The sequence below is a fragment of the Agromyces sp. MMS24-JH15 genome (genome assembly GCF_043518605.1).
In the GTDB taxonomy this organism is placed as follows: Bacteria; Actinomycetota; Actinomycetes; order Actinomycetales; family Microbacteriaceae; genus Agromyces.
This window is the reverse complement of sequence record NZ_CP171358.1, coordinates 636,207-653,357: the sequence shown is the minus strand read 5'-3', so window position 1 is coordinate 653,357 and position 17,151 is coordinate 636,207. Positions and strand designations below refer to the sequence as shown.

16 protein-coding genes are annotated in these 17,151 nt (G+C 74.4%); 7 read left to right on the top strand and 9 right to left on the bottom strand.

Annotated elements, in window-relative coordinates; translation table 11 throughout:
• Positions 1-4: 4 nt before the first annotated feature.
• From ACDF64_RS02960 to ACDF64_RS02950, 3 genes are read right to left on the bottom strand one after another with little or no spacing between them, the layout of a single operon-like run.
• Positions 5-778 carry a heme ABC transporter ATP-binding protein gene (locus ACDF64_RS02960; RefSeq protein WP_394553322.1) on the bottom strand — a complete coding sequence of 258 codons (774 nt, stop codon included), beginning with the start codon at positions 776-778 and terminating at the stop codon, positions 5-7.
• A complete protein-coding gene (locus tag ACDF64_RS02955) occupies positions 775-1,908 on the bottom strand; it encodes a FecCD family ABC transporter permease (RefSeq protein WP_394553321.1) in 1,134 nt (377 codons plus the stop codon). The genes ACDF64_RS02960 and ACDF64_RS02955 overlap by 4 nt, the downstream gene beginning before the upstream one ends.
• The gene (locus ACDF64_RS02950; RefSeq protein ID WP_394553319.1) at positions 1,901-3,061 is read right to left on the bottom strand and encodes a hemin ABC transporter substrate-binding protein; all 1,161 of its coding nucleotides are present in this window, start codon (positions 3,059-3,061) and stop codon (positions 1,901-1,903) included. Before ACDF64_RS02950 ends, ACDF64_RS02955 begins: the two co-directional genes overlap by 8 nt.
• A gap of 201 nt (positions 3,062-3,262) precedes the next feature.
• Here ACDF64_RS02950 and ACDF64_RS02945 point away from each other — a divergent pair, with 201 nt between their 5' ends.
• Both ACDF64_RS02945 and ACDF64_RS02940 read left to right on the top strand, forming a co-directional pair.
• Complete coding sequence (locus ACDF64_RS02945) at positions 3,263-6,052, top strand: HtaA domain-containing protein (RefSeq protein WP_394553318.1); 2,790 nt, start codon at positions 3,263-3,265, stop codon at positions 6,050-6,052.
• 82 nt (positions 6,053-6,134) lie between these two features.
• Positions 6,135-6,554 carry a hypothetical protein gene (locus ACDF64_RS02940; RefSeq protein ID WP_394553317.1) on the top strand — a complete coding sequence of 140 codons (420 nt, stop codon included), beginning with the start codon at positions 6,135-6,137 and terminating at the stop codon, positions 6,552-6,554.
• 16 nt (positions 6,555-6,570) lie between these two features.
• Here the strand turns inward: ACDF64_RS02940 and ACDF64_RS02935 are convergent, their stop codons facing one another.
• Positions 6,571-7,512 carry a hypothetical protein gene (locus tag ACDF64_RS02935; RefSeq protein WP_394553316.1) on the bottom strand — a complete coding sequence of 314 codons (942 nt, stop codon included), beginning with the start codon at positions 7,510-7,512 and terminating at the stop codon, positions 6,571-6,573.
• Between the two features lie 123 nt (positions 7,513-7,635).
• Here ACDF64_RS02935 and ACDF64_RS02930 point away from each other — a divergent pair, with 123 nt between their 5' ends.
• Positions 7,636-8,964, top strand: coding sequence for an MFS transporter (locus ACDF64_RS02930; RefSeq protein WP_394553315.1), 1,329 nt, complete (start codon positions 7,636-7,638; stop codon positions 8,962-8,964).
• Here the strand turns inward: ACDF64_RS02930 and purF are convergent.
• Together purF and ACDF64_RS02920 are read right to left on the bottom strand one after the other, a co-directional pair.
• On the bottom strand, positions 8,957-10,414 hold the full coding sequence (gene purF / locus ACDF64_RS02925; protein WP_394553314.1) for an amidophosphoribosyltransferase: 1,458 nt from the start codon (positions 10,412-10,414) through the stop codon (positions 8,957-8,959). The genes ACDF64_RS02930 and purF overlap by 8 nt on opposite strands.
• A 164-nt stretch (positions 10,415-10,578) precedes the next feature.
• Positions 10,579-11,136 (bottom strand): carboxymuconolactone decarboxylase family protein, encoded by a 558-nt coding sequence (locus ACDF64_RS02920; protein ID WP_394553313.1) that lies wholly within the window; start codon positions 11,134-11,136, stop codon positions 10,579-10,581.
• Positions 11,137-11,210: 74 nt separating this feature from the next.
• Between ACDF64_RS02920 and ACDF64_RS02915 the strand changes: the two genes are divergently transcribed.
• Entirely contained in the window at positions 11,211-12,605 is a 1,395-nt protein-coding gene (locus ACDF64_RS02915) for a PLP-dependent aminotransferase family protein (RefSeq protein ID WP_394553312.1), read from the top strand.
• Positions 12,606-12,707: 102 nt separating this feature from the next.
• Positions 12,708-13,586: an alpha/beta fold hydrolase gene (locus ACDF64_RS02910; RefSeq protein ID WP_394553311.1), complete on the top strand. Its 879-nt coding sequence runs from the start codon at positions 12,708-12,710 to the stop codon at positions 13,584-13,586.
• Between the two features lie 54 nt (positions 13,587-13,640).
• Here the strand turns inward: ACDF64_RS02910 and ACDF64_RS02905 are convergent, their stop codons facing one another.
• Positions 13,641-14,075, bottom strand: a complete 435-nt coding sequence (locus ACDF64_RS02905; protein ID WP_394553310.1) for a PaaI family thioesterase — start codon at positions 14,073-14,075, stop codon at positions 13,641-13,643.
• A 27-nt stretch (positions 14,076-14,102) separates the two neighbouring features.
• Positions 14,103-14,687 (bottom strand): zinc-binding alcohol dehydrogenase, encoded by a 585-nt coding sequence (locus ACDF64_RS02900; protein WP_394553309.1) that lies wholly within the window; start codon positions 14,685-14,687, stop codon positions 14,103-14,105.
• Positions 14,688-14,785: 98 nt separating this feature from the next.
• Here ACDF64_RS02900 and purM point away from each other — a divergent pair, with 98 nt between their 5' ends.
• On the top strand, positions 14,786-15,892 hold the full coding sequence (gene purM / locus ACDF64_RS02895) for a phosphoribosylformylglycinamidine cyclo-ligase (protein ID WP_394553308.1): 1,107 nt from the start codon (positions 14,786-14,788) through the stop codon (positions 15,890-15,892).
• Between the two features lie 5 nt (positions 15,893-15,897).
• Positions 15,898-16,668, top strand: a complete 771-nt coding sequence (locus tag ACDF64_RS02890; protein ID WP_394553307.1) for an LLM class flavin-dependent oxidoreductase — start codon at positions 15,898-15,900, stop codon at positions 16,666-16,668.
• Positions 16,669-16,767: 99 nt separating this feature from the next.
• Here ACDF64_RS02890 and ACDF64_RS02885 read toward each other — a convergent pair whose 3' ends face one another.
• Positions 16,768-16,965 carry a DUF3073 domain-containing protein gene (locus ACDF64_RS02885; RefSeq protein ID WP_394553306.1) on the bottom strand — a complete coding sequence of 66 codons (198 nt, stop codon included), beginning with the start codon at positions 16,963-16,965 and terminating at the stop codon, positions 16,768-16,770.
• Between the last annotated feature and the right edge of the window lie 186 nt (positions 16,966-17,151).

Genomic DNA, 17,151 nt, shown 5'->3' with positions numbered 1-17,151 from the left:
CCGGCTACCGGACCGGGAGCACGAGCGGTACGCCCGTGCGCGGGTGCGGGAGCACCTCGACGTCCTGGCGGTAGACCTCGGCGATCGCCTCCGCGGTGAGCACGTCGGCCGGTGCGCCGGTCGCGTGCACGCCTCCGCCGCGCAGGAGCGTGAGGTCGTCGGCGTACGCGGCGGCGAGGTTCAGGTCGTGGAGCACGACGACCACGGTGCCGCCCGCCGCGGCGCGCGCACGCGCGAGGCGCAGCACGTCCTCCTGGTGGCGGAGGTCGAGTGCGGCGGTCGGCTCGTCCAGGAGCAGCACTGGCGTGCGCTGCGCCAGGACGCGAGCGAGCGCGACGCGCGCGCGCTCGCCGCCGGACAGCGACGGCACGGTGCGTTCGGCCAGGTGCGAGACATCCGTCTGCGTCATCGCCTCGGCGATCGCCCGTTCGTCCTCGTCGGCCGCCGTGGTCGGGGCCCATGGATGCCGTCCCATCGCGACGATCTCGCGCGACGGGAACGGGAAGGCGACCGCGTGCTCCTGCGTCAGCACCGCCCGGGCGCGGGCGAGCTCCCCGAGCGCGAGGCCGGTGATCGGCCGGCCGTCGAGGAGGACGCGGCCGGCCGTCGGCACGCGATCGCCCGCGAGGACCGCGAGCAGCGTCGACTTGCCCGCGCCGTTCGGCCCGATGAGGGCGTGCACGCGCCCCGGTGCAGCCGAGAGGTCGACCGAGGAGAGGAGCTCCGTGCCGTCGACCACGACCCGGATCCCCTCGGCCCGCAGCGACACCCCGCTCATCCCCAGCCTCCCGCGCGGCGGCGCGTGCGTCGGAGGAGCCAGAAGAAGAACGGCCCGCCCACGAGCGCGGTGAGCACGCCGATCGGCAGGTCGGCCATCGGCACGGCGGTGCGTGCGACCAGGTCGGCGACGACGAGCAGCAGGGCTCCGCCGAGCGCGCTCGCGGCGAGCAGGCCGCGATGCGCGGGGCCGATCACCATGCGCATGAGGTGCGGCACGATGAGCCCGACGAAGCTGATGATGCCCGCGAACGCGACCGCCGCGCAGGTCAGCACCGCGACCGCGACGATCGCGATCACGCGCGTGCGCTCGACGTCGACGCCGAGGTGGCGCGCGCCGCGCTCGCCGAGCGAGAAGAGGTCGAGTCGGCGCGCGAGCACGAAGGACACCGCGCCGCCGGCGACGACGAGCGGCAGCGCGACGCCCACCTCCGGCCACCGCGCACCGTTCAGCGAGCCGAGCTGCCAGAACACGATCTCCTCGCGCGAGCCCTGGTCGCCGAGGAACATGAGCAGCGCGAGCGCGCCGCCCGCGAACGCGTTGACCGCGATGCCCGTGAGCACGAGTGTCACGACCTCGGTGCGACCCGATGCGCGGCTCGCCAGGTAGACGACGGCGGTGGTCGCGATGCCCGCGCCGAACGCGAACACCGCGACCGTCCAGTCGCCCACGGTCGTGAGGCCGAGCACGATCGCCAGCGCCGCGCCGAGCGCCGCACCCGCCGAGACGCCGACGACGCCCGGCTCGGCGAGGGGGTTCGAGAACACGGACTGCATGACCGCGCCCGCGACCGCGAGCGCGGCGCCGACCAGGAGGCCGAGCGCGATGCGCGGGAAGCGGATGGTCCACAGGGCCGCGTCCGCGTTCGGCACCGACTCCGGCGCGTCGCTCAGTCCGAGCGCGCGCAGGAAGGAGGCCAGCACGTCCCGCGGCGGGATCGCGAGCTGGCCGGCCGTCGCCGAAGCGACGACCGCGGCGACGAGCACGACGCCGAGCGCGGCGAGCAGCAGGGCGGTGCGCCCGCGCGGCGAGCGCGGGCGGCCGGCGATGGATGCATCGCGGGCGGCGCCGTGCGGGGCATCCGGGGTGCCCGCAGTGGCTGGGTGCACCAGGCTTGCGGACTCAGCCATCGGTCGCCTCCGCCGCGGACGAGCCGGCCCCCGGGGCGTGGATGGCGCGCGCGAGCGCCTCGACGACCGCGGGGGTCCGCGGACCGAAGCCGAGGATCTCGGTGTCGGCCATATCGACGAAGCGTCGGTGTTCGCCCGCCGGGGTGCTCGCCAGGGCGGGGACCTGCTCGAGCAGGCCGTCGATGCCGCCGACCGACTCGAGCCCGCCGGTCATCAGGAGTACGAGGTCGGGGTGCGCGGCCGCGATCGCCTCCGCGGTGACCGGGCGCATGCCCTCCCAGCCGATCTCGCCCGCGACGTCGAAGGCGCCGATCGCCTCGATGAGGGAGTCGGCACCGGATTCCTCGCCGAAGAGGTAGTAGACGTTCGCGCTGCCGCGCACGTAGAGGAAGATCGCGCGCGGCCGGTCGGCCGGATCGGCCGGGACGCTGGCGGCGATGCGCGCGAGCACGGCGTCGAGGTCGTCGCCCACCCGCTCGGCGAGCAGGCGTCCGCGCTCGGGGACGCCGAGCGCCTCGGCGACCTCGGCGATGACCTGGTCGACGTTGTCGACCCGCCGTTCCGAGGTCGTGACGACGACCGGGATCCCGGCGTCGCGGAGCTGCTCGAGCGCGTCGCGCGGGCCGAGCGTCGTGTCGGTGAGCACGACGGACGGATCGAGCGCGAGGATCGCCTCGGCCGAGAGCGAGTGGCCGTCCTGCGTGACCACGGGGAGGTCGGATGCCTCGGCGAATCCGGTCGACCCGTCTCGCCCGACGACGCGGTCGCCGAGCCCGAGGCCGAAGACGGTCGCGGCGAGCGTGCCAGAGATGTCGAGGGCGAGGATGCGCGAGGCATCCGCGACGGTGACCTGCTCGCCCGCCGCATCGGTGACCGTGGTCGGCAGTGCGGGTGTTTCGTCGGACTCGACGATCGGCAGGTCGGCATCGGCGAGGCACGCGGTCGCCGGGCCCTCGACGGCGCGCGGGTCCTCGGTGAAGGTCACGTCCGCGAAGGGGATCTCCGAGCCGGGGCAGGCCTGCTCGGCGGTCGGGCCGAGTGCCGGTGCGGCGTTCGAGGCCCCGCTGCTGCAGCCGGCGAGGACCGCGATCACGGCGACGGCGGCGGCGAGCGGGGCGAGGGCGCGCCGGATCGGGGGGCGGGGGAAGCGCATGGAAATTAGGTTAGCCTAACCTCAAAGTTGACACCGACGGCCGGGCCTTCGTAGGTTACTTAGCTGAGCCTAACCTAACTGCTCACCCATCCCCGTGACGTCGCGACCGCCTGCGAAGCCGTGACGCACCCTGCCCAGAAGGACCATGTCGTGACGACACCGTCTCCAGAGCGCAGCGACGCTCGCCCACCCGCGCCCGCCGTGCGCGCACGCCGTTGGATCGCCGCCGTCGCCGCCGCGCTCGTCGCCATCGGCGGCGGCGGCGTCGTCGCCACGACGCCCGCCGCAGCCGCCGACGCGCCGAGCGTCACGGTCTCGCTCGCGCCCGCCGCAGGCGGCGCGGTCACCGTCGAGGGCACCGGATTCACGTCCGACGCCGACGGCGTGTACGTGGGCATCGGACCGGCCGGCGCGGCCGGCTTCTACTCCGCGGGCATCACCGCCGAGTCGACCGTCTGGATCGCCGCGGGCCTCGAGTCGACCGCGTCACGCGCCCCACTCGCCGCCGACGGCTCGTTCCGGGTCGAGCTGACGGTGCCGGCCCCGGGCGGCGACCTCGCGGTGTTCACGTCGAAGGCCCACGGCAAGGGTGCCTTCGCCGACCGGACGCAGGACACGAAGACCACGGTGGTCTACGCGGCCGCCCCGACGGAGCCGACCGAGCCGACCGAGCCGACCGAGCCGACCGAGCCGACCGAGCCGACCGAGCCGACCGGGCCGACCGGGCCGACCGGGCCGACCGGGCCGACCGATCCTCCCGTGGTCCCGACGCCGTCGTTGTCGGTGTCGAAGACGGCGGGCCTGGACCCGGCGGGTGCGACGTTGACGATCACGGCCAGGAACTACGCGACGGGGTTCGCGTCGAAGTACACGCCGGGTGAGGCGGGCTTCTACCTGCAGGTCGGCTGGTTGGACCAGGCGTGGAAGGCGTCGGAAGGCGCTCCATCGTCGGCGCGGTCGAACGCGGTGAACACGTGGGTCGCGGATGCGGCGAACACGGTCGCGCCGACGAAGTGGACGGTGAACGCGGACGGCACGGCGAACGTCGAGTGGACGATCACGGTCACGAAGGCGGCGCTGGATGCGAAGTCGCGTCCGGGTGCGACGCTGTCGGTGTTCTCCCTCGGCGCGGGTGGTGTGGTGCAGGCCGCGAACGAGCTCGCCATCCCGATCGCCTTCGCCGAGACGCCGTCGTTGTCGGTGTCGAAGACGGCGGGCCTGGACCCGGCGGGTGCGACGTTGACGATCACGGCCAGGAACTACGCGACGGGGTTCGCGTCGAAGTACACGCCGGGTGAGGCGGGCTTCTACCTGCAGGTCGGCTGGTTGGACCAGGCGTGGAAGGCGTCGGAAGGCGCTCCATCGTCGGCGCGGTCGAACGCGGTGAACACGTGGGTCGCGGATGCGGCGAACACGGTCGCGCCGACGAAGTGGACGGTGAACGCGGACGGCACGGCGAACGTCGAGTGGACGATCACGGTCACGAAGGCGGCGCTGGATGCGAAGTCGCGTCCGGGTGCGACGCTGTCGGTGTTCTCCCTCGGCGCGGGTGGTGTGGTGCAGGCCGCGAACGAGCTCGCCATCCCGATCGCCTTCGCCGAGACGCCCACCGAGCCCGAGCCCCCGTCCGAGCCCGAGACTCCCACCGTGCCGGAGACCCCGACGGCGCCCGGCACGGCCCCGGCGCCCGCGCCCGCCGCCGGCGGCTCGCTCGTGTGGGGCCTCAGCGCGGACTTCCGCGGGTACATCCTCGGCTCCATCGCGCAGGGCGCGATCTCGGTCTCCGGGGGCGCCACCCGCGACGGGGCGCTCCTGCAGTTCGGTCAGACCGGCGGCGCGTTCGACGCCGCCGCGACGACGGGCACGGCCGACTTCGGCGGCGCGGTGCGCTTCACGGGGCACGGCGGAACGCTCGACCTGACGTTCGCGAACCCGACCCTCCGGGTCACGGGGCCCTCGAGCGCCATGCTCGTGCTCACCGCGATCGGCACGCGCGTCGACTTCGCGACGGTCGACCTCGCTCGCGCGACCCGGTCGACGGTCGATGGCGCGACCCGGTTCGCGGATGCCCCGGTCACGCTCACGGCCGCCGGAGCGAGCACGTTCGGCGGGTACTACTCGGCCGGCCGGGCGCTCGACCCCCTCACCGTCGTGATCGGCTCGCCGGCCGCGGCTCCCGCCGGCAGCACGGCGACGACGTCGGCGGCCGTCGTCTCGACGGCCGCGATCGTCGACCAGCAGGCCGCCCCATCGGTCGCGTGGCCGGCGCAGTACCGCTGCGAGGCGACCTCGGCCTCGCTCGAGTGGGGCTTCAAGGAGAGCTTCCTGAGCTACCTCACGAGCGGCATCGCGAACGGCGAGTGGACCCTCGCCGACGGCGCGACCGAGGCGGACGGCGCCTTCGGCTTCGCGGGCGGCACCGGATCGCTCGACCCGGGCACCGCCCGCGGCGTGCTCGCCTTCACCGGCTCGGTGCGGTTCACGGGCCACGACGGCGCGCTCGACACCACGATCGCGAACCCGCGGATCGAGCTCGACGGCGACGGCACGGCGACCCTGCTGCTCGACGTCGCCGGGACGACCCAGTCGGGAGAGGCGGTGACGCGCCAGGCGGTGCCGTTCGCCGAGCTCGCGCTGCCCGCGCCGGCCGGTGACACCGCGACCGATGACGCCGTCGTGCTCCGCGACGTCCCCGCGACGCTGACCGCGGACGGCGCGGCCGTGTTCGGCACCTACCTCGCGGGCGAGGAGCTCGACGCACTCGACCTCGAGGCGGCCTTCGCCGAGGACTGCGCGCCGGCGGCGACCGCGGCGGAGTCGGATGACTCGAGCGCGAAGCCGCTCGCGAAGACCGGCGCCGACGCCGCCGACGAGGTGGCCGCGGATGCCTCGTGGATCGCCCGGTTGCTCGGCGCGATCGTCCTCGTCGCGATCCTGCTCGCCGCGGTGGCGCTGCTGCTCCGACGCCGTCGGGCGTCCGCGGGCGCGTAGCGCGGGGCATCCGCTCGGTTCGGAACACGGAGGGGTCGCCCGATCGGGTGGCCCCTCCGTCGTAGTGGGGGACAATGGATGCGTGAGCACCGCCCCGAATCCCCCCGAGCCCGTCGACCCCCGGGATCCGGTCGACCCCCAGGATCCGGTCGAGACGGGGGAGCCGACCGATCCGATCCTGCAGGAGCCGGTCTTCGACGAGCCCGTGCTCGAGACCGCGGTCGACGACGAGGCCGTGAAGGTCCGCCGCGCGCCGCGCTATGCGAACTTCATGCTGCTGGGCGGCATCGTCGGCGTGCTCGTCGCGCTCGTGCTGACCTTCGCCTTCCCCGAGAACGAGCAGTTCGACCGAGGGCAGGTGTTCGGGTTCCTGCTGCTCGGGCTCGGCGCCGTCGGCGTGGCCATCGGCGCGGGAGTCGCGCTCGCATTCGATCGTGCGCTCGCGAAGCGCGCGGGCGCGGCGATCGCCGAGCACGAGGAGACGCACCGCATCGACGACTGACGAGGCGACGGCTCGATCAGTAGAACGCGCACTGCTGGCGGACGAGGTCGTTCGTCTCGGCCTGCGCGAACCCGAAGAAGCGCGCACCCGACGCGGCCAGGAGCGGCGCATCGGGGAGTTCGTACGTGACGAGCGGGGCGAGCGGATCCGTCACTGCCGGTGCCGACGCGGGCGCCGCAGCGCGCAGCGTGAGGCCGATGTCGGCGAGGCCGTCGTGCCACGTCGTGCGCGGGCAGATGCCGCCCCAGGCCGGCACCGGTGCGGTCTGCACCGGGTACCAGGCATCCTCGAACCGCTCGATCGCGACGTCGCGCACCTGTCGGCCGCTCCCCGGCGCCGAGCACCGGAGGCCGTCGTCGGTGTACGGCAGGCGCAGCGTCTGGATGATCCGGAAGCCGCCGGAGATCGCGGTCACCGAGTCGGTGAGGTCGCCGCACGCGATGGTCCGCGCGATCGGGTAGACCACCTGCTCGGCCATCGCCGTGCCGGGTGAGGCGCCTGGGATGCCGAGCCACACGTACCAGAGCTCCGTGACGCCCGCCTCGGCGGTCCGGCGCGCCCGGATCGCCGCGTCCTCGACACCGTCGGCGTTCGCGTCGCCGAGGACGGCGTCGACCACCTCGGTGACGCCGCCGGCGGCGTCCGTCGACCGCCCCTTGGTGAACGTCACGGCAACCGGCGCCGCAAGGCCGTCGTCGGACCAGCTCCACTCGGCGCCCGACGCCCACGCGACGACGGACGGCAGTTCCGGCTCGGCCGGCGACGACGCGGGCAGCGCGGGGGCGGACGGGGACGGGGACGGCGTGCCGCTGGTCGACGCGAGCACGGTCTGCAGCTCGGCGCACCCGGTGAGCGCGAGCGCGATCGCCGCGGTGATCAGGATCGACCCCGACACGCGAACGGCCGCCGCCGTGCGTCCGCCACGCGGGTCCGGACCCGTGCCGCGTCGTCGCGCCATGCTCGTCTCCCCCTCGAGACTTGCCGGTCGGGGTCAGGCTAGCCATCGGGCCGACGCGCCTCAGCCCCCGGTTCAGGGGGCATCGCGCCGACCGCGTGGGCCGACCGCGTGCGACGATGGCACGTGGCCACCGGTCGAGGCGAACCCGGTCCGTCGCCCGCCGGGGCGGACGGGGATCGTGCGCGCGGCGGCCGCGTTCGCGGGGACCGCGGCGGGTTCCGGCCCGGCGGGGTCCGCGAGGTCGCGGGGGGCATCCTCGCGCTCGCCGTCGCGACGTTCCTCGCGGTGACCACCGAGATCCTGCCCGTCGGGCTGCTGCCGTTCATCGGCGACGACCTCGGCGTGGACGACGCGACCACGGGACTGCTCGTCAGCGTCTACGCGCTCATGGTCGCGGTGCTCGCGCTGCCGTTGACGCTCGTCACCGCGCGCGTGCCGCGCAAGGCCCTGCTCGTCGCGACCGTGCTCGCGTACGCCGCGAGCAACGCGCTCGTCGCGATCGCGCCGGGCTTCGCGCTCGTCGCCGCGGGTCGCGCGCTGGGGGGCGTCGCGCACGCGCTCTTCTTCTCGGTGAGCATCGGGTACGGCGCGCGGCTCGTCCGTCCCGAGCACACCGGACGGACCCTCGCGCTGGTCACGGCCGGCGCGTCGGCCGGATTCGTGCTCGGCGTGCCGCTGTCGACCTCGCTCGGCACGGCGGTCGGGTGGCGGACGGCGTTCTGGGTGCTCGCGGCAGGATGCGTCGTGACCGCGATCGTCGTCGCGGCGATGCTGCCGGCGGTCGCCGGCGGCGCACTCGCGCACGCCGGCCGGGCCGCGCACGCGCAACGGGCGCGGCGCACGCGGCTCGGGATCGTGGTGGGCACCAACGGCGTGGTGTTCCTCGCGCAGTACACGGTCTACTCGTACGTCGCCGTGCTGCTGCTCGCGGCGGGGCTGCCGGTCGCGGGCCTCGGACCCGTGCTGCTCGGGATCGGTGCGCTCGGGCTGCTCGGGACCTGGTTCGCGGCGGTCTCGCTCGACCGGGCGCCTCGCCGCAGCACGCTCGTCGTGCTCGGCGCGATGGTCGTGGGACTCGCCGGCGTCGGGTGGGCGTTCCCCGCGCTCGCGGGGGTCCTCGTGGCGGCCGCGGTCTGGGGCGCCGCCTTCGGCGCCGTCCCGTCGATCATGCAGACCGCGGCGATCCGCACGGGCGGCGCCGGGCCCGACGTGGTCGGCGCGCTCATCAACGCGGGCTCGAACGTCGGGATCGGCGTGGGCGCCCTGCTGGGCGGCGCGGTGCTCGGCGGCACGGTGCTCGCGCGGCCCGGCATCGGGTGGCTGCCGTTCGTCGGCGCCGGGCTCGCGCTCGTCGGCCTGGTCGCCGTCGTGGTCGCGCGGCACGCGTTCCCGGCCCGCCCCCCGGAGGGACCGACCGGCGGCGCGCCCCCGGAGGGACCGCCGCTCAGCTGAGCTGCGTCTGCTCCACCCAGTCGAGGTACTCCTCGGTGACCGTGCCGGTGACGTACTCGCCCGTGAAGCACGAGAGGTCGAGGTCGGTGATCGAGGTGCCCTCGGTGATCGCGGCCCGCAGGTCGGCGACCTCCTGGTAGATCATGTGGTCGGCGCCGAGCTCGGCCGCGATCTCGGGGATCTTCCGGCCGTGCGCGATGAGCTCGCGGCGCGACGGCATGTTGATGCCGTACACGTGCGGGTACCGTACGGGCGGGGCGGCCGAGGTGAACGTCACCTTGTTCGCGCCGGCGTCGCGGGCCATCTGCACGATCTGCTGCGAGGTGGTGCCGCGCACGATCGAGTCGTCGACGATCAGGATGTTCTTGCCCTTGAACTCCGTGCCCATCGCGTTGAGCTTCTGGCGCACCGAGCTCTTGCGCTGCGCCTGGCCGGGCATGATGAACGTGCGGCCGACGTAGCGGTTCTTGTAGAAGCCCTCGCGGTACTCGATGCCGAGCTTCTGCGCGACCTGCATCGCCGCGGGGCGCGACGAGTCGGGGATCGGCATGACCACGTCGATGTCGCCGAGCGGCATGTGGGCGGCGACGGTGCTCGCGAGCCGGTCGCCCATGCGCAGGCGCGCCTCGTAGACCGAGATGCCGTTCATCACCGAGTCGGGGCGGGCGAGGTAGACGTACTCGAACGAGCAGGGGATGAGCCGCGGGTCGCGCGCGCACTGGCGCGTGAAGAGCTCGCCGTCGAGGGAGATGAACACGGCTTCGCCGGGCGCGACGTCGCGCACGATCTCGTAGTCGCCGTTCTCGAGCACGAGCGACTCGGATGCCACGATCCACTCGGCCTTGCCGCCCGCGGTGTACCGGCGGCCGAGGATCAACGGGCGGATCCCGAACGGGTCGCGGAACGCGAGCAGCCCGTACCCGGCGATCATCGAGATGACGGCGTAGGAGCCCTCGACGCGCTCGTGCACCTGCGTGACGGCGTCGAACACCTGGTCGGGGTCGAGCTCGAGGCCCTTGATCTGGCCCTGCAGCTCGGTCGCGAGGACGTTGAGCAGCATCTCGGTGTCGCTCGTCGAGTTCACGTGGCGGCGATCGATCGAGAACAGGTCGCGCGAGAGCTCGCGGGTGTTCGTGAGGTTGCCGTTGTGGACGAGGACGATGCCGTAGGGCGCGTTCACGTAGAACGGCTGGGCCTCCTCCTCGCGCTCGGCGGCGCCCTTCGTGGTGTAGCGGACGTGCCCGAGGCCCATGTTCCCGAGCAGCGAGCGCATGTCGCGCGTGCGGAACGCCTCGCGCACCTGCCCGCGCGCCTTCGCCATGTGGAACACCGGGCCGTCGGCGGTCGCGATGCCGGTCGAGTCCTGGCCGCGGTGCTGCAGGAGGAGCAGGCTGTCGTAGATCTGCTGGTTGACGGGTTCGGTGGAGACGATGCCGACGATGCCGCACATGCGAGCGAGTGCTCCTCGGGGTGGGTGGGGGTCGTCCGATCGGACGCTCAATCCTCCCACACCCGCGCGTGTGAGCCGCCTGAGCGAACCCTGCCGCTCACCTGAGCGGACGGATGCGCCGTGGTGCGGCGAGGCGCGGGCCCGATCGCGCCTCGCCGCCGGCTTCAGCCCCGCAGGCGGGGACGCCAGGCGCGGGTCGCGACCGACAGCTGGTTCCACGCGTTCACCGAGGTGATGAGCGCGAGGAGGGCCGAGAGTTCCTCGTCCGACCAGTGGGCGGCGGCCTCCGCGTACACGTCGGCGGGCACGTGCGAATCGCTCAGGCGCGTGACCGCGTCGACGAGCCCGAGGGCGGCGCGCTCGCGGGCCGTGAAGAAGCCGGATTCGGGCCACACCGTGATCGCGTCCACGCGCTGGGGCGACTCGCCGGCCTCGCGGGCGTCGTGGGCGTGCAGGTCGACGCAGTAGGCGCAGCCGTTCAATTGGGAGGCGCGGAGGCGGACGAGCTGGCGGAATCCGCCGGCGATCTCCGCCCGGTCGGCCTCCGCCTCGGCGGCGTCGTCGAGCGCGGTGACGGCGCGGATGAACGCGGGCGCGATGCCCTCGATGTCGAGGCGGCGGGGCGACGCGACGAGCGCGTGGGATGCCACGGGCGCGGCGGGGGCCGCGGCGGCCTGGGTCGAGTCGGCGTCGGATCGGGTGGGGGCTTCGGTCGAGGTCATGCGGTCCACGGTACGGACGTCGGTCGGCGCTGGTACCGTCCAATCGCATGGGGAAGCGTTGGGCCGATTCTGGAATGGACCTCCACCTCCTCGTCGATCGGGACCGCAAGGTCGCCTCGCTCGAGGATGCGCTGCGCGCGGCCATCGCCGGGGGCCGCCTCACCGCGGGCACCCGCCTGCCGCCGAGCCGGACCCTCGCGGTCGACCTCGGCCTGGCGCGCAACAGCGTGGCCGAGGTCTACGCGCGACTCGTCGGCGAGGGGCGCCTCGAGGCCCGCGTCGGCGCAGGGACCTGGGTGGCCGACCGGCCCGCGCCCGGACCCGCGACGACGGCGCCCGTCCACCGGTCGGCCCGGTTCGACCTCGACCTGCGCGGCGGGCTCCCGGACGGGTCGGCGTTCCCCCGCACCGCGTGGGCGCGCGCGACCGCGCGGGCGCTGTCCGAGGCATCCGCGACCGCGCTCGGGTACGCGCCGCCCGAGGGCGCGCCGCGGGCGCGCGCCGCGCTCGCCGAGTACCTCGCCCGCGCGCGCGGCGTGGTCGGCTCGAGCGAGGACGTGGTCGTGACGCACGGGTTCGGCGAGCTGCTCGGCCTGGTCGGGCGCGCGGTCGCCGCGCGCGGCGGGCGGCGCATCGCCGTCGAGGCCTACGGGCACGCCTCCCACCGCGAGCTGCTCGCGGCGTGCGGGCTCGAGCCCGTGCCGCTCCCGGTCGACGACGACGGCGCGGTGGTCGACGCGCTCGCCGGGGCATCCGTCGACGCCGTCCTGCTCACGCCCGCGCACCAGTTCCCGACCGGGGTCCCGCTCGCTCCCGCGCGCCGCGCGGAGGTCGTGCGCTGGGCCGAGCGCACCGGCGGGCTCGTGATCGAGGACGACTACGACGGCGTGTTCCGGTTCGACCACCGCGCGATCGGCGCCCTGCAGGCGCAGGCGCCGGCCCACGTCGTCTACGGCGGCACGGCCAGCAAGGCGCTCTCCCCGGCGCTCGGCCTCGGCTGGGGCGTCGTGCCCGCCGCGTGGCGCGACGACGTGCTCGCCCAGCGCCGCCGGTCGGGCGCCGCGACCGCCGCGATCACGCAGCTCGCGCTCGCCGCGCTCATCGAGGCCGGCGACTTCGACCGCACGGTCCGCACGCTGCGGCTGCGCTACCGCGCCCGTCGCGAGCGGTTCGAGGACCTCATGGCAGAGGCCCTGCCGGGGTCCCGCGTCGTCGGGCTCGCCGCGGGCATCCACTGCCTGCTCGAACTCCCCGACGGCATCGCGGAGGCGGACGTGACCACCGCGGCGGCCGCGCGCGGGCTCCGCGTCGACGGGCTCTCGGCCTACGCGGCCGCACCCGAGTACGCGAGCGCCCGCCCGCCTGCGATGGTGGTCGGCTTCGGGGCGCCGCCCGCGCACCGGTACGAGGAGTCGCTCGGCGTCGTCATCGAGGCGATCCGGGTCGCCGGCGGGAACCCGACGGGCTGACCGGGGGCGGGATGCCCCGACTACGTGCGCCACGTGGTGCGCCCATGCCGTGCGCGGCGGGACGCTGGGCCCAACCCATTCCGACCTCGAGGAGGAACACGCATGTTCGGACAACGACAGCGGACGGGCGGCCGCCCGCTTCGCGCCCTGGTCGCGCTCGCCGGCGCGGCCGCGCTCGCCGCGAGCGCCGTCGCGATCCCCGCGGCCGCGGCGGGCCGCGTCGACGCGGCACCGGCCGTGGCGGCCCACGGCGGTGGGAACCACGGCGCCCCCAAGCCCACGGTCGTGCTGGTGCACGGCGCGTTCGCCGACGCGTCGGGCTGGAACGCGGTCACGACGCGGCTGCAGGCCCTGGGCTACCCGGTGCTCGCGGTCGCGAACCCGCTGCGGGGCATCCAGTACGACAGCGAGGCGCTCCGGGGCATCCTCGCGACCATCGAGGGACCGATCGTGCTCGTCGGCCACTCGTACGGCGGCGCGGTGATCACGAACGCCGCGACCGGCGATCCCGACGTCGAGGCGCTCGTCTACGTGGCCGGCTACGCGCTCGCCGAGGGCGAGCGCATCGTCGACGCGAACGCGCTCGGCGGCGGCCACTCCGACCTCGCCGACCACCTGGTCGTCCGGCCGTACCCCGGCGCCCCGGCCGGCGACGGGGACGGGTACATCGACCCCGCGTACTTCCGCGAGCTGTTCTGCGCCGACCTGCCCAAGCGCGAAGCGGCCGTGCTCGGGGCATCCCAGCGACCGGCCGCGCTCTCGGCGCTGTTCACGCCGTCGGGCGCACCCGCGTGGGCCGAGATCCCGAGCTGGTTCGTCGTGGCCAAGCAGGACAAGACCATCCCGCCGGAGGCCGAGCGCGCGATGGCCGCGCGGGCGGGTTCGACGACGGTCGAGGTCGACAGCTCGCACGTCGCGATGATGAGCCGGCCCGACCTGGTGACCAGGATCATCGTGAAGGCCGACCAGGCGACCGGCTGACCGGACGCCGCTGCGCCCCGTCGGCCGCGCGGCCGGCGGGGCGCAGCGCGGTGCTCAGTACTCGGACGGCTTCGCGAGCACGGCCATCGTGCAGCGCGACACGCACACGAGTCGTCCCTGGTCGTCGGTGATGCGGATGTCCCACACCTGGGTCGTCCGCCCCCGTGACAGCGGGCGGGCCTCCCCGGTGACCCAGCCGTCGGCGACCGGGCGGACGTGGTTCGCGTTGATCTCCATGCCGACGCAGTAGAACTTCTCCGGGTCCACCGTGAACGACGCGCCCCAGCTCGCGAGCGTCTCGGCAAGGGCGACGGATGCCCCGCCGTGCAGCACCCCGCCGGGCTGGCGCGTGCGGCCGTCGACCGGCATCCGTCCGATCAGGGAGTCGTCGGTGATCTCGGTCATCTCGATCCCGGTCGATCGGATGAGGGTGTCGTCGCAGCGGGAGTTGGCCCACTCGACGCTGGGCTGGCCGAACCAGATGCTCATGCGGTCGAGTCTCGCACGCGGACGAGGTCAGGCGAGCGTCGCGATGATCGGGTGGATCGCGTCGTCGAACGCGGCCGCGTCGGCGCGCAACGTGTCGGTCACGGCGACGGTCATGCTGCCGATCCACCACACGCCCGGCGCGGTGAGCGGCAGCACCTCGACGTTCAGCTCGAACGAGTGCGCCCGTCGGCCGACCTCGCGCTCGTGCTCGGCGATGGTGCCCGCGTAGGCGCGGTACGAGTCGCCGCGCCGCGCCGCCGCGGCCGTGCGGTAGCCGTCGGCCGCCCACGTCGCCCACGCGCGCGCCGCCTCGGCGTGCGGGATGATCGCGACCGCGAAGTCCTCCGCGCCCTGGATCGGCAGTGCGACGTCCGTGTCGTACGCGCCGATGAGCGTCAGCGGCACGGGCGACGGATGCGCCTCCGGCTCGACCGTCATCGCCCAGAACGCGCGCCACTGCCGTTCGATCCGGTCCTGTCGATCGGTGTCGGTCGGGGTGCCCATCGACCCCACGTCGCGCAGCCGGGGGAGCTCGACGGGCGAGGCGATCGAGAGCACCTCGCGCAGGTAGAGCGCAAGCAGGACCGACCGATTCGAGTTCTCCCGAATCACCCAGGCTGGTCCGCCCCCTGCCCCCATATGCGCATTGTAAGTCCGCTGCCCGGGAGGCGGGCGACGGGACCCGCTGGACACGCCGGTACCCTTGAACGGTGAGCGCGAACTCGTCCTACGCCGCGGCCGGTGTCGACACCGCCGCCGGCGACCTCGCCGTCGAACTGATGAAGGAGTCGGTCGCGAAGACCCACGGGCCCAACGTGCTCGGCGGGGTCGGCGGCTTCGCCGGCCTGTTCGACCTCTCGTTCGCGAAGGACTACCGGCGCCCGCTGCTCGCGACCTCGACCGACGGCGTCGGGACCAAGATCGCGATCGCCCAGGCGCTCGACATCCACGACACGATCGGCCAGGACCTCGTCGGCATGGTCGTCGACGACATCGTCGTGGTCGGCGCGAAGCCGCTGTTCATGACCGACTACATCGCGTGCGGGAAGGTCGTGCCCGACCGCATCGCGGCGATCGTCACGGGTATCGCGCGCGCGTGCGCCGAGACCGGCACCGCGCTCGTGGGCGGCGAGACCGCCGAGCACCCCGGCCTCATGGGCGTCGACGACTACGACGTCGCGGGCGCGGCGGTCGGCATCGTCGAGGCCGACCGGGCGCTGGGCGCCGAGCGCGTGGCCGACGGCGACGTCGTCATCGCGATCGAGTCGAGCGGACTGCACTCGAACGGCTACTCGCTCGTCAGGCACATCCTCGCCGGCGCCGGCCTGTCGTACACGGATGCCTCGCCCGAACTCGGCACGACGTGGGGCGAGGCCCTGCTCGAGCCGACCCGGCTCTACTCGGGGCCGCTCGTCCGGCTCCTCGAGGGCCCGCACGGGGCATCCGTGCACTCGCTCTCGCACGTCACCGGCGGCGGCATCGCCGCGAACCTCGCGCGCGTCCTGCCGCAGGGCTCCTGGGTCGAGGTCGATCGGTCGACGTGGTCGCCGCAGCCGGTGTTCCGCGTGCTGAACGACCTCGCGGGCACGACCCTCGAGTCGACCGAGGGCACCTGGAACCTCGGCATCGGGTTCTTCGCGGTTGTCGCCGCCGATGCGGCGGCCGACGTGATCGCGGCGCTCGACGGCCTCGGCCTGCCGTCGTGGCAGGTCGGAACCGTCGCGCTCGGCGCGGTGCCGGCCGGCGCCGGCTGGGAGCAGGGCGCCAAGGGCGTCGACGGCGGCGCGGTCCGCCTCGTCGGGTCGTACCGGGGCTGACGTCGATGGCCGTCGGGCCCGCAGCGGTCTCCATCGGGATCACCGGCCGCACCGAACCGGACGTCGTCCGCGCGCTCGCGGCGCGCGTCGAGGCGCTCGGCTTCCGCGCGCTCTGGGTGAACGACATCCCGGGCGGCGATTCGCTCGCCGCGCTTCGGGCCGCCGCCGAGGTCACCGCCTCGCTGCACCTCGGGACCGGCGTGATCCCGCTCGACCGGCGCCCGGCCGCCTCGCTCGACCTGGCCGGGATCCCGGCCGCGCGGACGACGCTCGGGATCGGCTCGGGCGCGGAGTCGCGCCCGGTCGGGCTCGTCCGGGACGGCATCGCGACGCTGCGCACGCGCACCGCCGCTGCGATCGTCGTCGGGGCGCTCGGGCCGAGGATGCGCCGGCTCGCCGCGACCGACGCCGACGGCGTCCTGCTCAACTGGCTCACCCCCGAGGCCGCGCGCGACGCGGTCGCCGACCTGCGCCGCGATGCGGGCGACCGGCCGGCGCGGGGCATCCTCTACGTCCGCACGATCGCCGACGGCGCTGCCCGACCCGCGCTCGAACAGGAGGCGGCGCGGTACGAGGCCGTGCCGGCGTACGCCGCGAACTTCGCGCGCCTGGGCGTGCGCGCGCTCGACGCGACGGTGACGGATGCCTCGCGGCTCGCCGACTACCGGGATGCCGCGGACGAACTCGTGCTGCGGGCGATCACGCCGTCGGGGTCGTTGACGGAGCTCGAGCGCTTCGTCGAGGCGACCGCGGGATGGATCGCCTCGTACGACTGAGCCGCGCCGTGCGGGCCCGGCTCGGCCGAGCGCATCGCGCCGTCGGGCGCAGCCCGAAGCAGAGTCACCCGGAGGGGTGCTCGCCGTCGGTGGTCGAGGTCAGCGCTGGGGGCCGTCGTCTCGGACGTAACCGTCGTCGTCGGCGTACTCCGACCACTTGGACAGTTCGTCCTCGTACTGGTGATCGTGCGAACTCGTGAGCTCGCGCTCAAGCGCACTGTAGTCGGTGTCGGGGCTGAAGTACTTCAGCTCCCGAGCGACCTTGGTGTGCTTGGCTTTCTGACGGCCGCGCCCCATGCGTGACCCCCTTACGACTTCTGGCCGGGTGGGATGTCCATCACCCGGCTCGCACTGATAAATGATTCCCGAGGTGAGTTTAGCACCCGCGATCCGCCGGAGGATGCCCTCCACAGGCCCCGTTCGCCGCCGCTCGCGGGGGATCCGTCCGCGCATCGCGGCTGTGGGCGCGCACCCAGTTGCGGG

Bases quoted from the DNA above. Each gene is read 5' to 3' on its own strand.
- ACDF64_RS02955 (WP_394553321.1), bottom strand. From the start codon at position 1,908: ATGGCTGAGTCCGCAAGCCTGGTGCACCCAGCCACTGCGGGCACCCCG.
- purF (WP_394553314.1), bottom strand. From the start codon at position 10,414: ATGTGCGGCATCGTCGGCATCGTCTCCACCGAACCCGTCAACCAGCAG.
- ACDF64_RS02950 (WP_394553319.1), bottom strand. From the start codon at position 3,061: ATGCGCTTCCCCCGCCCCCCGATCCGGCGCGCCCTCGCCCCGCTCGCC.
- ACDF64_RS02915 (WP_394553312.1), top strand. From the start codon at position 11,211: ATGGACCTCCACCTCCTCGTCGATCGGGACCGCAAGGTCGCCTCGCTC.
- ACDF64_RS02885 (WP_394553306.1), bottom strand. From the start codon at position 16,965: ATGGGGCGCGGCCGTCAGAAAGCCAAGCACACCAAGGTCGCTCGGGAG.
- ACDF64_RS02920 (WP_394553313.1), bottom strand. From the start codon at position 11,136: ATGACCTCGACCGAAGCCCCCACCCGATCCGACGCCGACTCGACCCAG.
- ACDF64_RS02890 (WP_394553307.1), top strand. From the start codon at position 15,898: ATGGCCGTCGGGCCCGCAGCGGTCTCCATCGGGATCACCGGCCGCACC.
- ACDF64_RS02935 (WP_394553316.1), bottom strand. From the start codon at position 7,512: ATGGCGCGACGACGCGGCACGGGTCCGGACCCGCGTGGCGGACGCACG.
- ACDF64_RS02960 (WP_394553322.1), bottom strand. From the start codon at position 778: ATGAGCGGGGTGTCGCTGCGGGCCGAGGGGATCCGGGTCGTGGTCGAC.
- ACDF64_RS02910 (WP_394553311.1), top strand. From the start codon at position 12,708: ATGTTCGGACAACGACAGCGGACGGGCGGCCGCCCGCTTCGCGCCCTG.
- ACDF64_RS02905 (WP_394553310.1), bottom strand. From the start codon at position 14,075: ATGAGCATCTGGTTCGGCCAGCCCAGCGTCGAGTGGGCCAACTCCCGC.